At 50.4% G+C, this 22,661-nt stretch carries 20 protein-coding genes; 8 read left to right on the forward strand and 12 right to left on the reverse strand.

Going from position 1 to position 22,661, the window contains the following annotated elements:
* Positions 1-56: 56 nt before the first annotated feature.
* The 4 genes from AC3G3F_RS01030 to AC3G3F_RS01045 form a co-directional block, all read right to left on the reverse strand.
* Positions 57-599 (reverse strand): fimbrial protein BcfA, encoded by a 543-nt coding sequence (locus AC3G3F_RS01030; protein ID WP_154714302.1) that lies wholly within the window; start codon positions 597-599, stop codon positions 57-59.
* Between the two features lie 426 nt (positions 600-1,025).
* Positions 1,026-1,721 (reverse strand): winged helix-turn-helix transcriptional regulator, encoded by a 696-nt coding sequence (locus AC3G3F_RS01035; RefSeq protein ID WP_044135962.1) that lies wholly within the window; start codon positions 1,719-1,721, stop codon positions 1,026-1,028.
* A 287-nt stretch (positions 1,722-2,008) separates the two neighbouring features.
* Positions 2,009-5,005: a chitinase gene (locus AC3G3F_RS01040; RefSeq protein WP_488394286.1), complete on the reverse strand. Its 2,997-nt coding sequence runs from the start codon at positions 5,003-5,005 to the stop codon at positions 2,009-2,011.
* A 92-nt stretch (positions 5,006-5,097) separates the two neighbouring features.
* Positions 5,098-7,236 (reverse strand): glycoside hydrolase family 18 protein, encoded by a 2,139-nt coding sequence (locus AC3G3F_RS01045; RefSeq protein ID WP_114048536.1) that lies wholly within the window; start codon positions 7,234-7,236, stop codon positions 5,098-5,100.
* A 380-nt stretch (positions 7,237-7,616) separates the two neighbouring features.
* On the opposite strand from AC3G3F_RS01045, the gene AC3G3F_RS01050 reads away from it, so the two are divergent.
* Together AC3G3F_RS01050 and AC3G3F_RS01055 are read left to right on the forward strand one after the other, a co-directional pair.
* A complete protein-coding gene (locus tag AC3G3F_RS01050; protein ID WP_023245629.1) occupies positions 7,617-8,060 on the forward strand; it encodes a winged helix-turn-helix domain-containing protein in 444 nt (147 codons plus the stop codon).
* Between the two features lie 16 nt (positions 8,061-8,076).
* Entirely contained in the window at positions 8,077-8,610 is a 534-nt protein-coding gene (locus AC3G3F_RS01055; protein ID WP_488394287.1) for a glycoside hydrolase family 108 protein, read from the forward strand.
* A 60-nt stretch (positions 8,611-8,670) separates the two neighbouring features.
* On the opposite strand, the gene AC3G3F_RS01060 is transcribed toward AC3G3F_RS01055, so the two are convergent.
* From AC3G3F_RS01060 to dnaK, 4 genes are all read right to left on the reverse strand, one after another.
* The gene (locus tag AC3G3F_RS01060; RefSeq protein ID WP_023245627.1) at positions 8,671-9,015 is read right to left on the reverse strand and encodes a phage holin family protein; all 345 of its coding nucleotides are present in this window, start codon (positions 9,013-9,015) and stop codon (positions 8,671-8,673) included.
* A gap of 126 nt (positions 9,016-9,141) precedes the next feature.
* Positions 9,142-10,089, reverse strand: coding sequence for a LysR family transcriptional regulator (locus tag AC3G3F_RS01065; protein WP_023245626.1), 948 nt, complete (start codon positions 10,087-10,089; stop codon positions 9,142-9,144).
* A gap of 277 nt (positions 10,090-10,366) precedes the next feature.
* Entirely contained in the window at positions 10,367-11,494 is a 1,128-nt protein-coding gene (gene dnaJ, locus AC3G3F_RS01070; protein ID WP_001119011.1) for a molecular chaperone DnaJ, read from the reverse strand.
* Between the two features lie 85 nt (positions 11,495-11,579).
* Entirely contained in the window at positions 11,580-13,496 is a 1,917-nt protein-coding gene (gene dnaK / locus AC3G3F_RS01075; protein ID WP_000516126.1) for a molecular chaperone DnaK, read from the reverse strand.
* Between the two features lie 349 nt (positions 13,497-13,845).
* Between dnaK and AC3G3F_RS01080 the strand changes: the two genes are divergently transcribed.
* The 3 genes from AC3G3F_RS01080 to satP all read left to right on the forward strand — a co-directional run bounded on the left by AC3G3F_RS01080 (position 13,846) and on the right by satP (position 15,714).
* Positions 13,846-14,250 (forward strand): DUF2541 family protein, encoded by a 405-nt coding sequence (locus AC3G3F_RS01080; protein WP_053529509.1) that lies wholly within the window; start codon positions 13,846-13,848, stop codon positions 14,248-14,250.
* 35 nt (positions 14,251-14,285) lie between these two features.
* Positions 14,286-14,999: an acidic protein MsyB gene (msyB, locus tag AC3G3F_RS01085; RefSeq protein ID WP_023245624.1), complete on the forward strand. Its 714-nt coding sequence runs from the start codon at positions 14,286-14,288 to the stop codon at positions 14,997-14,999.
* Positions 15,000-15,147: 148 nt separating this feature from the next.
* Positions 15,148-15,714, forward strand: coding sequence for an acetate uptake transporter (gene satP / locus AC3G3F_RS01090; RefSeq protein WP_053509888.1), 567 nt, complete (start codon positions 15,148-15,150; stop codon positions 15,712-15,714).
* 128 nt (positions 15,715-15,842) lie between these two features.
* Here the strand turns inward: satP and mog are convergent, their stop codons facing one another.
* Positions 15,843-16,433, reverse strand: coding sequence for a molybdopterin adenylyltransferase (gene mog / locus AC3G3F_RS01095; protein WP_023245623.1), 591 nt, complete (start codon positions 16,431-16,433; stop codon positions 15,843-15,845).
* Between the two features lie 208 nt (positions 16,434-16,641).
* Here mog and AC3G3F_RS01100 point away from each other — a divergent pair, with 208 nt between their 5' ends.
* Positions 16,642-16,827, forward strand: a complete 186-nt coding sequence (locus tag AC3G3F_RS01100; RefSeq protein ID WP_129382363.1) for an RpnC/YadD family protein — start codon at positions 16,642-16,644, stop codon at positions 16,825-16,827.
* Between the two features lie 59 nt (positions 16,828-16,886).
* Here the strand turns inward: AC3G3F_RS01100 and tal are convergent, their stop codons facing one another.
* Positions 16,887-17,840, reverse strand: a complete 954-nt coding sequence (gene tal / locus AC3G3F_RS01105; RefSeq protein ID WP_023245621.1) for a transaldolase — start codon at positions 17,838-17,840, stop codon at positions 16,887-16,889.
* A 268-nt stretch (positions 17,841-18,108) separates the two neighbouring features.
* On the opposite strand from tal, the gene AC3G3F_RS01110 reads away from it, so the two are divergent.
* Both AC3G3F_RS01110 and yaaA read left to right on the forward strand, forming a co-directional pair.
* Positions 18,109-19,539 carry an alanine/glycine:cation symporter family protein gene (locus AC3G3F_RS01110; protein WP_053509886.1) on the forward strand — a complete coding sequence of 477 codons (1,431 nt, stop codon included), beginning with the start codon at positions 18,109-18,111 and terminating at the stop codon, positions 19,537-19,539.
* Positions 19,540-19,617: 78 nt separating this feature from the next.
* Positions 19,618-20,391, forward strand: coding sequence for a peroxide stress protein YaaA (yaaA, locus tag AC3G3F_RS01115; RefSeq protein ID WP_023245619.1), 774 nt, complete (start codon positions 19,618-19,620; stop codon positions 20,389-20,391).
* A gap of 50 nt (positions 20,392-20,441) precedes the next feature.
* Here the strand turns inward: yaaA and thrC are convergent, their stop codons facing one another.
* Both thrC and thrB read right to left on the reverse strand, forming a co-directional pair.
* Complete coding sequence (gene thrC, locus AC3G3F_RS01120) at positions 20,442-21,728, reverse strand: threonine synthase (RefSeq protein ID WP_023245618.1); 1,287 nt, start codon at positions 21,726-21,728, stop codon at positions 20,442-20,444.
* Between the two features lie 3 nt (positions 21,729-21,731).
* On the reverse strand, positions 21,732-22,661 hold the full coding sequence (gene thrB, locus AC3G3F_RS01125) for a homoserine kinase (RefSeq protein WP_023245617.1): 930 nt from the start codon (positions 22,659-22,661) through the stop codon (positions 21,732-21,734).

Below are 22,661 nucleotides of genomic sequence, written 5' to 3' on the forward strand. Positions count from 1 at the left end.
CGCGCGTAACGCCCCTCTTTCGTCGCCAACAGACGAGAAAAAATCCCGATGAGGAATCAGGAATAAACCATGCTAAATGTTGCAGTCGCGTTGACATTACCAGCAGTCGCGGCACCGGTAGCGATATAGTCCACGCTAAGCGGAACAACGTTTTCGCCATTGTTCAGGGTAACGGTGCTGGACGTTTCACCGATATTCAGCGCCTGGCCATCAGGTCCATAAAGTTGTAATGCCACATTCGTCGCCGAACCTGCACCGGCGGTATTCGCCATCGACCCCGGCTGGTTTGCGTCCTGCTGACCATTAAAAATAACCGCCGCATTCTGGCTGGTCTGAGTATCGCAGTCTTCCAGCTTAATGGTGAAGTCTTCTTTTTGATTCGCCACCATACCGGCATCGGTTAATTTACTGGCGCGGACCTGGCCTAATGTCACGGTCTGATCGACAGAGTCAGCGGAAACAGAACAGGCGGCGTCAACCACCTGCCCGACAAAATTCACCGTACCGCCAGTGACGGTTGTAGTAGCCGCTTGTGCGGTGGAGAGCATTCCGCCAAAGGCAATCGCAGAGACCATTAATGCTAATACAGACTTTTTCATTCAAACTCCTTTTAAATATAAAATGAGGGTAATCAGATTTTTAACAAAGCGGCTACTGATATTGCTTCACAGCAATATCACGCCTTTTCTTATGCGAAAAAAAGCGTCTTCTTGTTCTGATATAAATGTCAGACAGCAATAAGACAGCAACTCAACGTTGTGAGTTAATCTTTACGTTATAATGGAATAACGATGTTATTAATTATTAGCAAGCCACAGACAAGTTGCAATCATCGACGTTTGGTTTTAAAGGACCAGAACTAACTTATTGTTTTATAAAAATTTACACCAGCCATTTTACCCACGGCCTTTGACCACATTGACTTTTTGAAAATAATTTTCACAGCAATTTAAAATAAAACGCCGCATTAACAATAAAATAAAAATTCAGCCGCGATATGTAAATATATCGTTGCGTATAGTTCATCAATATGCTACTGGTAGTTTTCCGAGCGCCGTTAACCGACCATTATCGATATGGATATACCCGCCTTTTTTCAGTTCAGACAGAATTTTCATGGCCCGACTACGCGATATCCCGGTGCGCCGCTGAATAAAATTCAACACAATAATGTTTTCCCGGTAGGCCTGGGGATAAGCCCAAATCTCAATCAGCAGCGTCCGGACTTTCAGATAAGAATCAACGCCAACTAATTCACGGTCGCGCGCGCTCATCACCATCAGGCGGTAAGCCAGACAGCGGGCCACGTCTTGCCACAAATCACATTCATCGGCAATTTTTATAAAATCAGGTAAGCGAACAAATCTACCGGTACAGGCCGTTTCTGCGAGCAAAAAGTGCTCTGGTCGCGCCGGGACGTTATAGGTAGCGCCATAGCTGTCAACCATCCCCACGACCGATGGCGCAAACGCTGAAGATATATGGAGTCGGTTATCATTACGGCAGAAAGAAACGATCCCTGATTCCAGTAATACAATGTAGTTCTCATCGTTTGCCTGTAAATAAAACTCGTCGCCAATACCCAGCATAAACGGTTGACCAAACGGCAATAATGCCGAAAATAAGGCATCAATCGCCGCGTGAGGTTTAGCCTGCTGAGAAAAAAGAAAAGAGTGTAATAAATTCTCATTATTATCTTTAGCAAAAGCATCGTTCATCATTTTTTCATTAACGGTTGTCTACTCAATGTAGCGCCACAGTATAACCTCTCAAAAAGCGCTTAAATTAATAATAAATAACATCGCTATGCAGTATTTCTGTATTCAGAAAGCACTAATACGCAATATTTTTATGATTAAGATGATCCTTAACACAAAATGATTACAGAAAAGTAATGGCAAATTGCGTAAAAAGAATGAGAGGCAGATGGCGCAGGCAAAGAGATTCGAAAGAGCACGCCTTCGAACCTCAAATCTATAGTCCAGATTAACGCAAATAAGCAGTGATATTATCTAAAATATCGTGGATCGGCATAATACTCTACCATTTTATCCGCCAGCCAGCCGCCGTCTTCACCGTTAGAATGGATTGTTGTAATACTGATAGTGGAACCGCCGCCCCATAAGATCGAGAAGACGTTAAAGTCCGGTAGGTTCAGCGCCTGCACCTGGCTCCAGTCATACCCTTTATCTTTACGTAAAAAGTCGCCGACGGTCGGGACGCCGTAAGTCGCGCTATTTAATGCCGTATTGAGTAGCTGCAAAGAGAGAGTGTCAGGATCGCTGCCAATGCGGGCGTCCCCCATAAAAAATGTTCCGCCAGATGCAAAGTGCGCTGCGGTGATTTTACTCACGCCTTCTTCTACTGTAGGCATATGGCCGCCAGGAATTTGCCACAACATGGCGGGCATCAGCAGCGCTTTCGTCACCTGTTTTACCATCTCCAGGTAATTAAGCCAGCACGTCGCATTCCAGCCGTAGTGGGCAAGCGCATCAGGACTGAAACAATCACGCTCAAATTTATCAAACGCAATAAAGTCCGGCGCATATTCTCCGCTATAAACGCCCAGTTCATGAATAAATCCGGCGATCGCCTGCCCTTCAGCTACCGGATCAGCGGTATCGCGCAGCACCCAGTCCGCCGTTCCTGTCGCCCAGACATTCGTCTGCCAGCCAAAAGCCACATCCGGGGCAAACTGACGAACAAGATAGTTCACCGCCTGAATATAGCCGTAGAGATCATCGCTAAACGTCGGCAACGAAGGCGCGATAAAGCCAGTAATAGCCGGTAATGCTTGTATCGCCGCCGCCAGTTGGGCATTCACCGGCACACTGTTTTTTTGCCGTACTACGGTGTAGCCATACGGTCCTTGCTGTAGCGCCCCCAAAAAATCCGGGTTAAGCACAAAGGTGGCCGGAACTGGATGCGTCTCATCTTTGTATGACTGCGCCGCCAGACACAGGGTAATAAAGTTACCAAAATGGTTACGTAGCTTTTGCGCATCCTGTAAATCCGCCAGGGCGCTACCACCGCTGGCATTCGCGGTATAAATGACCATCACCGGCATGATGCTACGCCCGGCCTCTTTTTCTATCTGACGCACCAGCGCAACGGTTTTATGGATGGGTAACGTCGCGTAATCCAGAAAACCATCTCCGTTCACGTCAACCTCCGCGGCCGGAACCGGATCGCCGCCACCGTCAAAACCATCGTATTTAAACAACGCGCTAAACGGTACATCGCGATAAAGAGAAACCGTCTCTGGCGCGTTAACCGTCACGCCGCCATGAGCAAGGTAATCAGGCCAACCTTTTACCTGTAGCCTCACGCCGGGCAGAAACTCCAGCGCCACATGGTTGACCTTTTGCAACAAGCGTAGCGGCCCGGCCTGTTCACAACGCCACAGCACGCTATCGATGAAAATATCGTCAGTCTGAACATCATACAGCCCGGGCACAAAGCGTAATGCTAACGTCTGCCGATCGCTGCCGCTTTTCAGTATTAATGAGTATTGATATTTACCGCTGCTGAACAGATAACGCTGCGGCGCAGCGCCATCGGGCAGGCCCAGAATAGTGGCATCTACCGTCACGAAACTCGCTGTGTCGATCGCGGACTGTTGGTAAGCGACAGCAACCTCGGCAACCTGCGCCGCGGCAGGGATAAACCCCGTAAGCTGTACGGGTGCCGATATGAAGCGGTTATTAATCATCGCAGGCTGTAGATTGACCGTATAATGATGCCCCGCCAGTAGCCGGGTAATTAACTGCGGTTGGTTGGCGATAAGCGTGACGGTACGCTCATCCGCTTGCGTAGCGTCGGCGATCTCAACGGTCAATTTCGCATGACCAAGCGCAGGGTCGTCAATCATCAGACGCGCGCTGGCATAACGGACAATCGGTAGACAGGATACCTGGATCTGCGCGGCGTCGCCGCCGGATTGCAGCGTAACGGTAAAAGAGGACTCGACAGGCGCGATTTGCATCTCATCATTCGCCAGTACCGGTACGGTAAGCCGATACGTTCCTGCGCTAAGATCGCCTATTGTCAGAACCTCTCCCCACTCACCGACAAAGCGCCGGGTTTCGCCGGCAGGAAAGAGCAGCTCAATTGCCGGTTTGAGCGCCACGGTCTGCGTCATGGCAGGAAAGTGAACGCAAATTTTTCCCTGACGGGCAGGGTCATGGGCCAGCGTCGCGCTCAGATCGCTGATGGCAACCGGCGTCTGCGTGGCGGCCAGATAGCACTGTAATTCGGCGATATCCCCCGCCGCCAGCATCAGCGCGCCGTCATGATTAATGGTGATGGTATTCTTTTCGATGGGCCATCCCCCATCGCTGACCAGCGTTACGGCCTGACTCCCCAGCATCGTTCCCTGAAACGGACTGTAGGGATCGGGGTGCGCGCTGGTCGTAAAATTCAGTTGAAGCTGATTAAGATCTACCGCCTGGGCGTAGAGGTTGATTAGCGTAAAGGTGACGCGTTGATACCAACTCGCCGTATTCAACTCACTGAAGCTAAGCATAAGACCGTGTTCCTGAAGGTCGTTATCCTTTTCCGGCATATCGGTTTCGGCTGGTTGTTCATCTGCGACGGGTATCGCTGGCGTGTCCTCATCGGATATCGTTTCAGACTCTGCGTCTTCGGATGAAGATGATGCCAGCGTCAACGTAATGGCGGACATTTTTACCGGCACCTGCGTCGCCGCGAGGCTGAAAGAGAGTGTCCCGCATTCGCCCGGCTGAAGAAGTAATACATCGCTGTTATTAATGATGATGTTGTTAGTTTCCAGCGTGCCATACGAAGTATCATTCAGCGTAAGCGGCAGGTTCCCTTTGAGCGTACCACCGCTATTTCCCCATGGATCGATGTGTCCGGAAGCCGTGAATAATATCGCGGCATGGTTCATATCGACCGGATTACCACTCTCATTGATGAAGGTTAAGGTGATTTTTTGATACCAGCTGTTGACGTCAAATGCGCTGGCATGGATGGAAATGGTCATGGTCTACTCTTCCCCTGTCCCTGGTGGAGAAAAGCCCCGGTAAATCGGGGCTTGAATCATGAAGCCCAATACATCGCGTTTAATACCGTGTATTAGTAAGCGCCAAGATCGGTCCACGCACCGCCGGCACTGCAGTTCAGGTCAGGCTGATCGCCCATAGTCCACCATTTCACCTGATAGTTATGGCCTTTCCAGCTAACGATTTCGAAAGTACCCCAGCTTGCGCCATAAACGGTAGAGGCCTCCCACTGCGCGTAAGGTGACGTTTTGTCATCTGCTGGCGTATCATCCTCAGCCGGCGTGGTATCTTCTTCCTCGTCCGGTACAGGAACGATAATCTCTTCTTCTTCCTCTTCTTCCTCCTCCGGTTCCGGTTGAACCTGAGACAGCGCAGGTACAGCCGTCAGAACAAAGCGCTGTTGAGAGGATGGTTCGTTGTAGCAGTCGCGTACAAACAAGGTGAACTGGAAGGCCGTTTTTTCACTAACTTCCGGTACCACAACCTCAATGATTTCTGCGGTTTTGTCTGCCACCGTGATTTGAGAAGGCACGCCCCAGCTAAAGGACAGCTCATCGTTATCTTCATCAGAAGAACCTGCGCCAGACAGTTGTACCGTAGATCCGCCTACGACCATCAGTTCAATCGCCGCTTTCGGCGCGTGGTTGACCTTCTGCGCGTCGTCGCTGTCGCTCGGCTCTTCATCATTTTCTACATTGATACCTTCGAAGTAGAACGGTTCCATATCGATAACTTCAGATTCGATTTCATAACCCAGACCTTCACGCACGGCGTTAACCAGCACGCCGTTGTCCTGATCGATAGTCCAGGTAAATACGCCGCCCAGGCCCAGTTTCGCTGCATATTCGCCTTTCGCTTTGACAGTACGCGGCGTATCCAGGGATAAAAACAGTTTGGATTCCGGGTTATACAGGTAATCAGCGTCAGCAACCTGGTCGGTGTAAACGTTGAAACCGTTACGACCTTTCTGGTTTTCCAGATCCAGGTAGTTATAAATGACGTCATACCATTCACTGGTGCCGGATTCGAAGGAACCGGTAGTGGTTTCATATTCACCGTTGGACAATAATTTGCCTGGGTTATATGTACCTTTCAGCGGAGAGAGTAATTCCATTTCCACGTTGCGGGCATTACGGGTATAGCCCGCATAACCGATATTGATACGCTCAGCGGAGAAACCTTCCGCCAGCAGGTGATCAACGATGGTTTCGACAGACCAGCCACCTTCTTCCAGCGCTTTGCGGTTGGTGTGATGGCCCAGCGTTTCCGCCCACGGAGTACCGAAGAAGTCATAAGTCATCAGGTTGATGCCGTACAGGCCGGCAGCCATCAGATCTTTTACTTTCGCATAGTCAAAAATATTGGTGACGGCAGAAGCGGCAATAGAGATCTTCACATTGCTCAAACCAGCGGAATCCAGTTGCTTACGTACTTCTGCAATCAGCAGCGCGTAGTTAGCGCCATCTTCCGCACCAAACGGGTTGCCCGCCCCTTCATTGTTCGGGTATTCCCAGTCGATATCCACTTCGCTAAACATCGGGAACTGTTTGAACAGTTTCACCACGCCTTTCGCAAAGATTTTACGAGAAGAGTCAGAAGCGGCGGTTTCGTGGAAACCGTTACTCATGCTCCAGCCGCCGATACTCATCGACAGCGCCAGTGTGTGGCCCGCTGCTTTTGCTTTTGCCTGCATATCACGCAGCGCGCCCAGCAGACCTTTTGCATTGGCCTGGGTAACGGTCATCGGATCAACGTCCCAACCGCTCACATCGAAACCTAAGTTGACATAAGACTGGAAGTCGCCCCACGGGTCGAGGAAAGTTGGCTCATACTTAACTTTGCCACATGCCGCCGCCGCTTCAGCGATGACGTCGCGGTCTTCTTTATCAACCTTTTTAAAACCGGTGATGCCGACAAAACCGAAAATCAGTTTGTCATACGCTGTCGGTGAAACGTTGGTCAGATCATAACCACGTCCACGATTTTTAGGGATATCGTCACCCTGCAGACGGCTGTCATACTGCGACCAGTCAGTGTAATAACCGAAAACTTTTGGTTTGGTGGTGGACTCTTTGTACTTGTTATAAACCGGCTTAGCGACACGAGCAGAGGTATAGCTTAATTTGCTGTCATCCGTGGCAGGATTAAAACCATCTGCTGCATTACTGGTTTCAGTAAGGGTATCACCTTGAATCAGTTTGCTTGTAGCCATTTTCAAATTTCCTTTTACGTTTAAAAATTGTCGCAGCTCGTTCTGCGGGGTCCATAATCGTTACAGACACAAAAAATGGCTAATCACAAAACATCATGTTTTTAGATGATATAAAAATCATAAAAATGAGGTTAACAGCACCGCCTGCCGAAGAGAAAACAACACCTCTCATCGCACGCTTACTCCGTTCTGGTGAGAACATAGTAAATATCATTTATCATGTAATTAAATATCATTTAATTACAATGAAATAATGTGACTTCACTCGCTATAGACAATGACAATACAATAAAACCAGTGATATTTATTGGATTAAGATACTTCTCATACAATATAGTCAGCACAGACAACCAGGATGTATATCTCTAAAGGAAGACGTTATGAAAAGTTATATCATTAATAGCAATTGTATTTACAATGAAGGTAAATATGAGCTGAGAACGTTCTCAAATTCACACGTTATTAAAATGACTGCGATGAGAGCTAAATGTCTCAGTTTCATCATCGAGAATGCTCACCTGGAGATTATCGAGCGACAAAAAATAACCAACGCGTTATGGGGAAGTCGAAGCCACTATGTTAATGATGCAAATCTAACGCAGATACTCTATTTAATCAGACGCGACCTTAAAGCGCTTGGCATTAACGATCTTTTTATTACCATTCCAAGACAAGGTCTCAAGGTTAATAGCGATATATCCATTACCGCGACGGACAGCAAAACAAAGGGAAGAAATAAACAGATTGTACGGCAAACCATCGCCGCTCTGACGACTGTATTCTCAGTAACGTTAGGTTCACTCATGTATCTGCATATTCACTAAGCGAAGGAAAGGGAAGATGAATCCAATTATAGATGGAATTATAGCGCTTGAAGGCGGCTACGTATTTAATCCTAAAGATAAAGGTGGCGCTACCCATTGGGGCATTACCGAAGCAACGGCGCGAGCGCATGGTTATGCTGGTGATATGCGGGATCTGACCCGCACCGAAGCCTACGCGATTCTCGAAGAGGATTACTGGATAAAACCAGGCTTTGATGTCATCTCGACGTTATCGTGGCCAGTCTCATTCGAGCTGTGCGATGCGGCAGTCAACATAGGCGCTTACCATCCCAGTGCGTGGCTACAACGCTGGTTGAACGTCTTTAATCACGAAGGTAAACGCTACCCGGATATTCATGTGGATGGCAATATTGGCCCGCGGACGCTTGCCGCTCTTGAACATTATCTGATCCGGCGAGGCCAGGAAGGGGAAGCCGTTTTGGTGAAGGCCCTCAATTGCAGCCAGGGTGAGTACTACTTAAATGTTGCTGAAAAAAACCACAACAACGAACAATTTATTTATGGCTGGATTAAGAATAGAGTAACCTGAATCAGGCTAAAAAAAGGCGTATAAAAGGCTCACGGATGAGCCTGATATTGCGAAGAATAATTAATCTGAAGTATTCCCTTCGATAATTTTTTTAATCCTCTGCCCAAGTATTTTTAAAATGGGACCAGCGAAAACACCACCTAAGCCTGCCGCCAGCAGAACCATGTTGAAACTACACTCTTTTTCAATCGCAATCGCGCTTAGCAAGAAACTGGTAAAACAGGAAATAACGATCTGCGTTAAACAATATTTAATACTTTCATGAGAACTATTATATTCTTTCTTATCTTTGCGTAAAAGATAGCTGACAAAGCCCCCCCACGCGCCAATCGCAATAATAGTGAGTAAGATCTCCAGCTCCAATAGCACAACTTCCGTTGTCGATACATGGTTGGGAATAGACATTTTAACACTCCTGAATCATTATAAATAAATAATTAACACGAGGAGTGTAAGCGCCCTGTCAGGAGCGTAAAAATCAAAGCACATCATTTAAAACCATATTCACTCAAAGACCAAAAATGAGATGTATTAGCGACGAAAGGAGGAAAGCGTTTGTAACATGCTTACCATCTCATTAATCGTCGATATATTTCTACTATTTTTATTCCAGGATGCGTAGACCTGAATTGACTTAAAAGCCAACTCGGGCGGAGGCTGAATAAATTTAATGTCATATTTACGATAATTTTTATAGAAAAGCGCTAATTTTAAAGGCATCAACGCAATCAATGATGTTCGTTCGATCATGCTCATCAAACCGTTAAGTGAATCACTGCGATAGCCGACAATACGCCTGCCGGTATAATAAAGCTCATCCTTAAATAATTCGCTATCATGATATATCATCGAAGCCCCCATTCCTGGCTGATACAATGCATGACGCGAAGAATAAAAATGATGTAGCGACAGTTGTGACAGAGTACTTAGCATATGTTTACTGCTACAGATACAAACAAACGATTTAAAACTATCAATGACTTGATTCTCAATACCGGATTCCAGCAAAGGTTCAGCGCCAATCAGCAGATCGCCTTGCGCAGTAAACAGAAGCTCGCTGATACGCTCCCGGCTCATATTTCTGACGGAGAAATGATTTATCAGAATACGATCAAAAATGTCACTGTTATAGAGCTGAGAAAGGTAATAGCTTTCAACAATATCACTGCCTAACAGCGTTATCTGAAATGCTTCATCTTTTTTGCTCTTACTGAGAAAGGTGTCGTCCACCAGTTTCATCACCTGACTGAAATTTTGGTGAATGTCGACAGCCTTAGCCGTGGGGATGAGTCCGCCTTTCCCTCTGCTAAACAGCTCTTCCGGGTAATAACTCTGCAAGCGCTTTAACGCCAGCGAAACGGCAGCCGGCGTAATGCCTAACTTCTTAGCCGCCATAGCCGCATTTCCTGACAAAATAACAGCGTCAAGAATTTTGATCAAATTATAATCAAAGTTCTTGTTGGCACCTTTCGATCCCATTCGCTGTCTGCCTCCGGAAACTAAAAAAAGCAATATAGATAATACTCAAGATAAATCAATTCACAGCATCTAAAAAAGCAATCGTAATGTCATCACATCACGTTTTTTTTAAAATGAGCGTATGCAAACCTGCTGATTAACATCAATTTGTTTATCAGTAAAAACACAATATCAACAAATGAGAGAATATGATGCGTTTAGCAGAGGCCTGGCGCGTACAGGCAGAAAAAAGCCCGGATAAACACCCGGGCTGAAGAAAAATACAACGGAAAAACGGTTAGCGGGTCAAATCATCAAAGAATTTTTTCACGCCGTCAAAGAAGCTTTTTGAACGCGGGCTGTTTTTCTCCCCCGTCGGGCCGCCAAAACTTTCCTGAAGATCTTTTAGCAATTGCTTCTGTTTTTCGCTCAGACCGACCGGCGTTTCAACCACCACACGGCACAGCAAATCGCCCTGCGCGCCGCCGCGTACGGACTTCACGCCTTTTCCGCGCATACGGAACAGCTTGCCCGTTTGCGTTTCGCTCGGTACTTTCAGCTTCACGCGACCATCTAACGTCGGCACTTCGATTTCACCGCCCAGCGCCGCCATCGCAAAGTTGATCGGCACTTCGCAATAAAGATTATTGCCTTCACGCTCGAAAATAGGGTGTTGTTTCACCTGGACCTGAACGTACAAGTCGCCTGCCGGTGCGCCATGCTCGCCCGCTTCGCCCTCGCCTGCCAGACGAATACGGTCACCTGTATCCACGCCTGCGGGGATTTTAACGGACAGGGTTTTACTCTTTTCAACACGCCCATGACCATGACATTTATGGCACGGATCTTTGATCAGCGTACCGCGTCCCTGACAGTGCGGACAGGTCTGCTGTACAGCAAAGAATCCCTGGCGCATCTGCACCTGACCGGAACCGTGACAGGTCGGACAGGTTTGCGGTTGCGTGCCAGCTTTCGCGCCGCTGCCGTGGCAAACGTCGCACTCTTCCAGCGTCGGAATACGGATCTCTTTGGTCACGCCACGCACCGCTTCTTCCAGGGTGAGATCCATGTTATAACGCAAATCAGCCCCACGCGCCGCACGTTGGCGACCGCGCCCGCCGCCAAAGATATCGCCAAAAACGTCACCAAAGATATCACTGAAATCAGCGCCGCCATTAAAGCCGCCGCCCATACCGCCTTGTTCAAACGCGGCGTGACCATACTGATCGTAGGCTGCGCGTTTTTGCGCATCGGTCAGCACTTCATAGGCTTCTTTAATCTCTTTAAATTTAGCTTCGGCCTCTTTATCACCCTGATTGCGGTCCGGATGATATTTCATGGCCAGGCGCTTGTACGCCTTTTTGATTTCACGCTCTTCCGCTGTTTTGGAAACGCCTAAAATCTCGTAGTAATCTCTTTTCGCCATCTCTTTTTATCTGCCCTTAACATGCATACACGGGCGGAGAGGAAACCTCTTCGCCCGTGCCAGTAATTACCCGTTCAAAGGGCGATTATTTTTTATCTTTTACTTCTTCAAACTCAGCGTCGACAACGTCGTCATCTTTCGCGTTGTTTGCAGAAGCGTCAGCGGAGCCAGCCTGCTGCTGCGCATGTTGCTGCTGCGCGATTTCCATCAGTTTCTGGGAAACCTGCGCCAGTTCCTGCATTTTCGCTTCGATAGCAGCTTTATCTTCGCCTTTCAGGGCGGTTTCCAGCGCGCTCAGCGCAGACTCGATAGCGGTTTTGTCATCAGCCGGCAGTTTATCGCCTGCTTCTTCAACCTGCTTACGGGTGCTGTGCAGCAGATGGTCGCCCTGGTTACGGGTCTGAACCAGTTCTTCGAACTTACGGTCGGATTCAGCGTTCGCTTCTGCATCGCGAACCATTTTCTGAATTTCTTCCTCGTTCAGACCAGAAGACGCCTTGATGGTGATCTTCTGCTCTTTACCGCTATTTTTATCTTTCGCGGAGACGTGCAGGATACCGTCAGCATCGATATCGAAGGTGACTTCGATCTGCGGCATACCGCGCGGCGCCGGGTTGATGCCATCCAGGTTGAACTGACCCAGAGATTTGTTATCAGACGCACGTTTACGCTCACCCTGCAACACATGGATGGTTACTGCAGACTGGTTGTCTTCCGCAGTAGAGAACACCTGGCTGTGCTTGGTCGGGATGGTGGTGTTTTTGGTGATAAGCGGAGTCATCACGCCACCCATCGTTTCGATACCCAGAGACAGCGGGGTAACGTCCAGCAGCAGTACGTCTTTCACATCACCGGTCAATACGCCGCCCTGTACCGCTGCGCCGATAGCCACAGCTTCGTCCGGGTTAACGTCTTTACGCGGCTCTTTACCAAAGAACTCAGCCACTTTTTTCTGCACCATTGGCATACGGGTCTGACCGCCGACGAGGATCACGTCGTTGATATCAGACACGGACAGGCCAGCATCCTGCAGTGCGACTTTCAGCGGCTCGATAGAACGGTTCACCAGATCTTCAACCAGGCTTTCCAGTTTCGCACGGGTCACTTTGATGTTCATATGCTTCGGACCGGTGGCATCTGCGGTAATGTACGGCAGGTTCACGTCGGTCTGCTGCGCAGAAGACAGCTCGATTTTGGCTTTTTCTGCGGCTTCTTTCAGGCGCTGCATTGCCAGCGGATCGTTACGCAGGTCAATGCCCTGATCTTTCTTAAATTCGTCAACGAGGTAGTTGATCAGGCGGGTATCGAAGTCTTCGCCACCCAGGTGGGTATCACCGTTGGTCGCCAGAACTTCAAAGGTTTTTTCGCCGTCTACTTCGTCGATTTCGATAATGGAGATATCGAAGGTACCGCCACCGAGGTCATATACCGCGATAGTACGGTTGCCAACTTCTTTATCCAGACCGTAAGCCAGCGCTGCGGCAGTCGGTTCGTTGATGATACGTTTTACTTCCAGCCCCGCGATACGACCAGCATCTTTGGTTGCCTGACGCTGCGCATCGTTAAAGTAAGCCGGTACGGTGATAACCGCTTCAGTTACCGGTTCGCCCAGATAATCTTCAGCCGTTTTCTTCATTTTCTTCAGCACTTCGGCAGAAATCTGCGGCGGCGCCATTTTCTGGCCTTTCACATCAAGCCATGCGTCGCCGTTGTCGGCGCCGATGATTTTGTACGGCATGATAGAAACGTCACGTTGAACTTCTTCGTCCTGGAAGCGGCGGCCAATCAGGCGTTTAATCGCAAACAGGGTGTTTTGCGGGTTTGTCACTGCCTGACGTTTAGCCGGCTGACCAACCAGAGTTTCACCATCCTGGGTATAAGCAATGATAGAAGGCGTAGTGCGATCGCCCTCGGCGTTCTCCAGCACGCGTGCCTGCGTTCCATCCATGATCGCTACACAAGAGTTGGTAGTACCCAGGTCGATACCAATAATTTTACCCATCTAAACGTCTCCACTAAAAATTCGGTCATCATGTGGTTGTGAATCTGTAATAAGGGCGAAACATACGGTTTCAACTACCCTGAATCGTTTTTTTTCAGACTCACCACTGCGGTTGACTACAAGATGGGGTCGTAACCCACGTCATCAAGGGGGAGATGAAAAAATTTTTTATTGACGAGAGGGAAAGACGGAAAAACAGGCAGATAAACATTCACTAAATAAATTAAACACCAAAATATTATTCACGTAAAAATTGTAATAAAAAGAAAAGATTACAAACCTGAATCGTTGCCACGAGCAGAGTATGATAGACGGTAATTGCTTATTGAACCCGTCAAAGAGAAATTCCATGCGATTTGTGTTAACGATTTCCGCCGGCCTGCTGCTCGGCCTGGCGTTAAGTAGCGTCGCGCGTGCAAACGACCATAAAGTGTTGGGCGTTATTGCCATGCCCAGAAATGAAACGAACGATCTCGCGCTGAAAATTCCCGTCTGCCGCATCGTGAAGCGCATTCAATTCACGGCGGATCACGGCGACATCGAACTTAGCGGCGCATCCGTCTATTTTAAAACTGCGCGTAGCGCCAGCCAAAGCCTGAACGTCCCTTCCTCAATCAAAGAGGGCCAGACAACAGGCTGGATCAATATTAATAGCGATAACGACAACAAACGCTGCGTATCAAAGATTACCTTCTCAGGTCATACGGTAAATTCTTCCGATATGGCGAGACTTAAAGTCATCGGCGACGATTAATCGCTGTTATTTCTATTCCAAAAGCCAGACTGAAAATGAACGTCACCTATTTACACGACGAGGATTTAGACTTTCTTCAGCACTGTAGCGAAGAGCAGCTCGCCGATTTCGCCCGTTTGCTGACGCATAACGAAAAGGGCAAAGCTCGCTTGTCGAGCGTCCTTAGCCATAACGAGCTATTCAAAGCAATGGAAGGTCACCCGGAGCAACACCGCCGTAACTGGCGGCTCATTGCCGGCGAATTTCAGCATTACGGCGGCGACAGTATTGCCAACAAATTGCGCGGACACGGAAAACAGTACCGCGCGATTCTGCTGGATGTCGCAAAACGGCTAAAACTCAAAGCAGATAAAAGCATGTCGACGTTTGAAATAGAACAGCAACTGCTGGAGCATTTTTTACGTCATACCTGGCAGAAGATGGACGCGGCGCATAAGCAGGAATTTCTGCAAGCCGTAGAGGCCAAAGTTTCTGAACTGGAAGATCTGCTGCCGCTGCTCATGAAAGATCGCCGTCTGGCAAAAGGGGTCTCCCACCTGCTTTCCACCCAGCTTACCCGCATTTTGCGTACCCATGCCGCAATGAGCATCCTGGGTCACGGATTGTTGCGCGGCGCAGGTCTCGGCGGCCCGGTCGGCGCGGCGTTAAACGGCATCAAAGCGATGAGCGGCAGCGCGTATCGCGTTACTATTCCGGCGGTGTTGCAAATTGCCTGCCTGCGACGAATGATGGCGGCGATTCAGGCGTGAATGCCCTCACAGGGGAAAATATTTTCTTTTCCCCTTATTAGATCATAGACAGCCCTCTCCCCCCTGATTATTATGCCGCGCCCCGAATACGGAACTCGTTATTTCGGGAAACTATTTCACCATTCAATTATGATGATTTTGAGGAATTATGGGCAACACTAAGTTGGCTAATCCGGCACCGCTGGGCCTGATGGGCTTCGGCATGACCACCATTCTGCTTAACCTGCACAATGCCGGTTTTTTCGCCCTGGACGGTATTATTCTGGCGATGGGGATTTTCTACGGCGGTATCGCGCAAATTTTTGCCGGTCTGCTGGAGTATAAAAAAGGCAATACCTTTGGTTTAACGGCCTTTACCTCTTACGGTTCGTTCTGGCTGACGCTGGTCGCTATCCTGCTGATGCCGAAAATAGGCCTGACGGATGCGCCTGACGCCCAGCTACTCGGCGCTTATTTAGGTCTGTGGGGCGTGTTCACGCTGTTTATGTTCTTTGGTACGCTGAAAGCCGCCCGCGCGCTGCAATTTGTTTTCCTGAGCCTGACCGTCCTGTTCGCTCTGCTGGCGGTTGGCAATATCACCGGTAATGAAGCGATTATCCATGTCGCAGGCTGGGTTGGTCTGGTTTGCGGCGCCAGCGCTATTTATCTGGCGATGGGTGAAGTGCTAAACGAGCAATTTGGCCGTACTATTCTGCCAATCGGCGAGGCGCACTAAATCTCTTTTATTCCTCCCGCACAGGGAGGAATACCCCTACTCTGCAATGCTTGATGGCGCTCGCTTATCAAGCCTACGTTGTACGAAACGTAAAAACGCTGGTCGACGCCGCCATCAGTATCTCCCGGTCAGGCTGACATATTCTCACGTCTGGCGCTTTTCGGACGGAAAGAGGCGACTACTTCCGACGCCGTTTCGACATACGGCCCGTCAAGCAACTGTATGCAATACGGCACACTCGCAAAAATGCCCGGCACAATAACGCTGCCATCGTCCGCTTTTACGCCTTCCAGCGTTTCCTTGATCGATTTTGGCTGTCCAGGCAGATTAAGAATTAACGCCTGTTTACGGATAACGCCCACCTGACGGGAAAGAATGGCGGTCGGCACAAAGCGCAGGCTGATCTGGCGCATCTGCTCGCCAAAACCAGGCATTTCGCGGTCGGCGATGGCAAGGGTCGCGTCCGGCGTGACGTCGCGGCGCGCCGGACCGGTACCGCCAGTGGTCAGCACCAGATGACAGCTCATTTCATCGACCAGTTCACACAACGTTTGCTCGATAATTTCCTGTTCATCAGGAATTAAGCGCCGTTGAACCTCGAAAGGCGTGCTCAGCGCGGAAGCGAGCCACTCCTCAAGCGCGGGAATGCCTTTATCCTGGTAAACGCCGCTTGAAGCGCGGTCGGAGATAGAAACTAAGCCAATACGTAAGGTATTCATAATTATTCCGTTAAAACTGTCACGTTATGCAGAATCATACACGCGAATGGACAGCAATACTAAATCCTCGAACAGGTAAAACATTGGGTGTAGCGGACAGCAGGTTATTGCGCCGGTAAACTACCTGCTCCAGGCGGGAGAGGCACAGGATGCCCACACATTGCTGTATGAAATAGCGCAGCGCGCGCCTCAGTATGGAGACGAACTGATGACGTTAGCAGAACAACTGAAGCAGAAAGGTCGTATGGAAGAGATACAACAAGGGATGCAAACTGGCGAACGTAAAACCTCACGTAAAATTGCCAGGGCAATGCTGAAAAAAGGCATACCGATGGCCGATATCATCGAAACGACCGACGTTAGCGCAGAAGAGATCCCGTCACTGCAGCATTAATAAAAAAAAGCCCGCTCTCAACCGGAAAGCGGGCTATATTGTCATGCAATCCGTTAGTATTACAGCAGATCGCCGATCATTTTTTCCAGTTTTTCCTGGTCTACTGCAAACTTACGGATACCATCCGCCAGTTTGTCAACTGCCATTGGGTCCTGGTTATGCTGCCACAGGAACTCGGCTTCGGTAATGCGTTCCGGACGCGCTTTGACTTCGCCGGAGAAAGAGAGCTTACGCTCAATCGCCCCTTCGCTTTCCGCCAGTTCTTTCAGTAATGCCGGCGCGATAGTCAGACGGTCGCAGCCCGCCAGTTCCAGAATTTCGCCTACGTTACGGAAGCTTGCGCCCATAACCACGGTTTCATAACCATGCTGTTTGTAGTACTCGTAGATTTCCGTTACGGAAACCACGCCCGGATCTTCGGCTGGCGCATAGTCTTTCTTGTCAGTATTGGCTTTATACCAGTCAAGAATACGACCTACGAACGGCGAGATCAGGTAGACGCCCGCTTCGGCGCACGCGCGCGCCTGTGCGAAGGAGAACAACAGCGTCAGGTTACAGTTGATACCTTCTTTTTCCAGCTGTTCGGCTGCGCGAATGCCTTGCCAGGTGGACGCCAGCTTGATCAGGATACGATCGTTGCTGATACCCGCATCATTGTAGAGTTTAATGATACGTTTTGCTTTGGCGATAGACGCATCGGTGTCATAAGATAGACGCGCATCAACTTCGGTAGAAATACGCCCCGGCACCAGCTTCAGGATTTCCAGACCAATATTCACCGCCAGCTTATCGGTCGCGTCAACAACCTGCTGTGCGCGGTCGCTGCTCTGCTGCTTCGCCCAGGCGACAGCATCGTCAATCAGCTTACGATATTCCGGGATTTGCGCTGCGTTAAGAATGAGAGAAGGGTTAGTTGTAGCATCCTGCGGCTGGTACAGCTTCATTGCCGCGATATCTCCGGTGTCGGCCACTACGGTGGTGAACTGACGAAGGGAGGTCAATTTGTCCGTCATGATAGAGTTTCTCTTTAAACAGCTTGTTAGGGGATGTAACCGGTCTACCCTGATGATAACACGACGCACTCACAGCGCAACCGCCTACATGCACCTGGCTGCCCTTGTAGATTGATTGCGTATCTGCCGACGGTTTATGCGCAATTAAAGGATACCGCCGTATTTATGGTAAACTGCCGTTAATATTAGCCTGACAAGGTCATCCACATCATGGGCCACGCTTATACAGGATCATGAAAGCGTGCCGGCATCAACAAGAGGGACGTTAATGCCTGAGTTTTTCAGTTTTATTAACGAAATACTCTGGGGCTCGGTAATGATTTACCTGCTGCTCGGCGCAGGATGTTGGTTTACCTGGCGTACCGGATTCATTCAGTTTCGTTATATTCGTCAATTTAGCCGCAGCCTGAAAGGGAGCCTTAGCCCGCAGCCAGGCGGCCTGACGTCATTTCAGGCGCTGTGTACCAGCCTCGCAGCGCGGATTGGCAGCGGTAATCTGGCCGGCGTGGCGCTGGCTATCGCCGCAGGCGGACCCGGCGCGGTATTCTGGATGTGGGTCTCGGCCATCATCGGCATGGCGACCTCCTTCGCCGAGTGTTCGCTTGCCCAGCTTTATAAAGAACGCGACCCGACAGGCCAGTTCCGCGGCGGCCCGGCGTGGTATATGGCGCGCGGGCTGGGAATGCGCTGGATGGGCGTGGTTTTCGCCCTCTTTCTGCTCATCGCCTACGGGTTGATTTTTAATAGCGTGCAGGCGAATTCCGTCTCACGCGCGCTCCATTTCGCCTTCAACATTCCGCCGCTTATCTCCGGCATTGCTCTGGCGTTCTGTTCACTGTTAATTATTATTCGCGGCATAAAAGGCGTCGCCCGCCTGATGCAGTGGCTGATTCCCATTATCGCGTTATTGTGGGTCGCCAGCAGCGTGTTCATTTGCCTCTGGCATATTGAGCAAATGCCTGGCGTTATCGCCTCGATAGTCAAAAGCGCATTTGGCTGGCAGGAAGCCGCGGCAGGCGCAGCCGGATATACGCTCACTCAGGCTATTACCAGCGGTTTTCAACGTGGGATGTTCTCTAATGAAGCGGGAATGGGGTCAACGCCTAATGCGGCCGCTGCGGCAGCGTCGTATCCACCTCACCCTGTCGCGCAGGGGATTGTGCAAATGATTGGCGTATTCAGCGATACCATTATCATTTGTACCGCCAGCGCGATGATTATCCTGCTGGCGGGGAATCACGCGTCCCACGCGTCAACAGAAGGCATTCAGCTTATCCAGCACGCAATGGTTTCTTTGACCGGTGAATGGGGCGCCAGTTTTGTCGCGCTTATGGTCATCCTGTTCGCTTTCAGTTCTATCGTCACCAACTACATTTACGCCGAGAACAACCTGTTTTTTCTGCGGTTACATAACGCAAAGGCCATCTGGCTGTTACGTCTTGCGACGATTGGCATGGTCATCGCCGGTACGCTTCTCAGTTTTCCGCTGATATGGCAGCTCGCCGACGTGATCATGGCCTGTATGGCCATTACCAACCTGACGGCGATTTTGCTGCTCTCGCCGGTGGTGTATACCCTCGCCAGCGATTATCTGCGACAACGGAAACTGGGCGTAAGACCACAGTTCGATCCGCAGCGCTTCCCGGATATCGAACCACAACTGGCGCCAGATACCTGGGATGCGGCATCGCGCGATTAAGCCGACAATCGCAACCATTGGTCAACTCTGTGGCGTTTTTTTGCTAAAGTCACAGAAAATTCCCTGCAAGGACTGGATATGCTGATTCTGATTTCACCTGCAAAAACGCTTGATTATCAAAGCCCGCTGGCCACGACCCGCTATACCCAGCCGGAGCTGTTGGATCACAGCCAGCAGCTTATTCACCAGGCCCGCCAGCTTTCGGCGCCGCAAATTGCCAGGCTGATGGGAATTAGCGACAAACTGGCGGATCTCAACGCCACGCGTTTTCATGACTGGCAGCCCCATTTTACGCCGGATAACGCGCGCCAGGCGATTCTGGCGTTTAAAGGCGATGTTTATACCGGCCTACAGGCGGAAACGTTCAGCGACGCGGATTTTGATTTTGCTCAGCAGCATCTGCGAATGCTCTCTGGCTTGTATGGCGTATTGCGCCCGCTGGATTTAATGCAGCCCTATCGTCTGGAAATGGGAATTCGCCTGGAAAATCCGCGCGGCAAAGATCTTTATCAATTCTGGGGAGATATCATTACCGATAAGCTCAACGAGGCGCTTGAGGCGCAGGGCGATCGGGTGGTGGTGAATCTGGCCTCCGAGGAATATTTTAAATCGGTGAAGCCGAAGAAACTGACCGCCGAACTGATTAAGCCCGTGTTCCTTGATGAGAAAAACGGTAAGTTTAAGGTGGTAAGCTTCTACGCCAAAAAAGCGCGCGGACTGATGAGTCGTTTTATTATTGAAAACCGCTTAACAAAGCCGGAACAACTTACTGCATTTAGCAGTGAAGGGTATTTCTTTGATGAAGGAACCTCCACGCAAGACGAGCTGGTCTTTAAACGCTACGAGCAGTAACGACATTGCCCCGTAGGCCCGGTAAGCGACAGCGCCACCGGGCACAACGGTTATTGGCGGGTCATCATCAGCTTACGCAGGGCGGCAAAATCCGCAGGCAGATGATGTGAAAGCAGCGGCAGATCGGCGCGTTCGGCGAGCGCTTCAGGCAACGCCAGCGTTTCCCCCAGAATGGACTCCACGCTCTCTTTAAACTTCGCCGGATGCGCCGTTCCGAGAAACAAGCCATACTCGCCAGGGTTTAGCTGGTCGCGCAATGCCCGATACGCTACCGCCGCATGAGGCTCCGAAATATAACCTTTCGCTTTCAGCTCGCGCATCGTCTGCTGTGTCGTAGTATCATCTACCGCCGCATAGCCCAGCTCAGTCAGACGCCAGATTTTACGGCGGAATAGCTCCTCCACGCGCGGCCAGTTATTCGGCTGGCTGACATCCATCGCATTCGACAAGGTCGCCTGCGTCGCTTTCGGCGCCCACTTCCCATCATGCAGGAAACGCGGCACCGTGTCGTTGACGTTGGTGGCGGCGATAAAACGTTTCACCGGTAGACCTAACGACTTCGCCAGCAGTCCTGCCGTCAAATCGCCAAAATTGCCACTGGGTACGGAGATCACCAGTTGATTACGCGCCGCCTGAGGTAATTGCGCCACGGCTTCAAAGTAGTAGCAAATTTGCGCCAGCAGGCGGCTAATATTAATAGAGTTAGCCGAATTCAGCCCCAGAGCCGTTTTCAGCTCTTCGTCATCAAATGCCTGTTTCACCAGCGCCTGGCAAGCGTCGAAATCACCGTCTATCGCCACGGTTTCGATGTTACCGCCCAGCGTACAGAATAGTTTTTCCTGCAACGGACTGATCTTACCGCGCGGATAGAGAATGACGACCCGCACATTTTCCAGGCCATAGAACGCGTGAGCCACCGCCGCGCCGGTATCGCCTGACGTTGCGGTCAGAATCGTCACCGGTTTGTCGCCGCTGAGATGCGTCAGCATTTGCGCCATAAAACGCCCGCCGAAGTCTTTAAATGCCAGCGTCGGACCATGGAACAGCTCCAGGCAGCCGACATCGCTTTCTACCTGCGCTACCGGCGCCGGGAAAGCAAACGCCGCGCGGACGCGCTCTTCCAGAATCTCCTGAGGTATTTCATCGCCAATAAATGCCGAGAGGATCTTTGCGCTACGGCTGACAAAGTCCTGGTTGAGCATCTCATCAATTTCCGTCAGGCTAAACTCCGGCAGGTCGTGCGGAAAAAAAAGTCCCTGCTGCTTGCCCAGCCCTTGCGTGACGGCCTGCGCAAAGCTGACCTGCTCATTATGGTCTTTCAGATTATAGAGTTTCATTGATTATCCCACTACTCGTGCGCCCGCCGTATCCAGCCGGCAAATATGAACAAAGCCTTCCTGATTTTGCAGATAATGTTTGCTCAGCCAGTCCGCGACGCGCTGCGCCGTCTCCGGTTTATCGCATAGCGCAAACAGCGTCGGCCCCGATCCGGAAATCCCGCTCGCCAGCGCGCCGATCTCCGCTACCGCCTGCCGCGCCTGGCTAAAGCCCGGCAGTAAACGCGCGCGGTATGGCTCGGCAATGACATCTTTCATCAGCGCGGCGGCAAGCTGCGGCTGTCGCGAGTAGCAGGCGTGAATAAAACCGGCCAGATGCCGTCCATGCGCAATGCAATCCTGACGGCGATACTGCGCGGGCAAAATAGCCCGAGCTTCTGCGGTGGAAACTTTAATGCCCGGATAAGCCAGTACCCATAGCCACTCATCAAAGCCCGGCACCTGCTGACTAATAATGCCGTTTTCTTCAATCATCAACTGCATACCGCCAAGAAAGCACGGCGCGACGTTATCGTAATGGATGCTGCCGGAGATACGACCTTCCAGCTCGCCCATCAGCGCCAACAGACGCGTGTCGTTTAACGGTTTGCCGCAGTGCTCATTCATCGCGACCAGCGCGGCGACGACGGAACAGGCGCTGGACCCTAACCCGGAACCAATCGGCATATTTTTTTCCAGCGTCATCGCCACCGGGATGGTTTTCCCCAATGCCTGGCAAAAGCGTTCCCAACACTGATAAACAATATTTTCACGCGGCTCCGGCGGCAGTTTATCGGCAAATTTCCCCAGGTTATTCAGACGGAAACTGTCCGCTGCTTCAACGGATACCACATCGCCCAGCAACGCGCCGTCAACGGGCGTGACAGCCGCGCCCAGGACGTCGAAACCGACGCTCATGTTCGCGCTGGAAGCCGGGGCATAAACTTTCACCAT

This window comes from Salmonella sp. FC25216, from assembly GCF_057751355.1.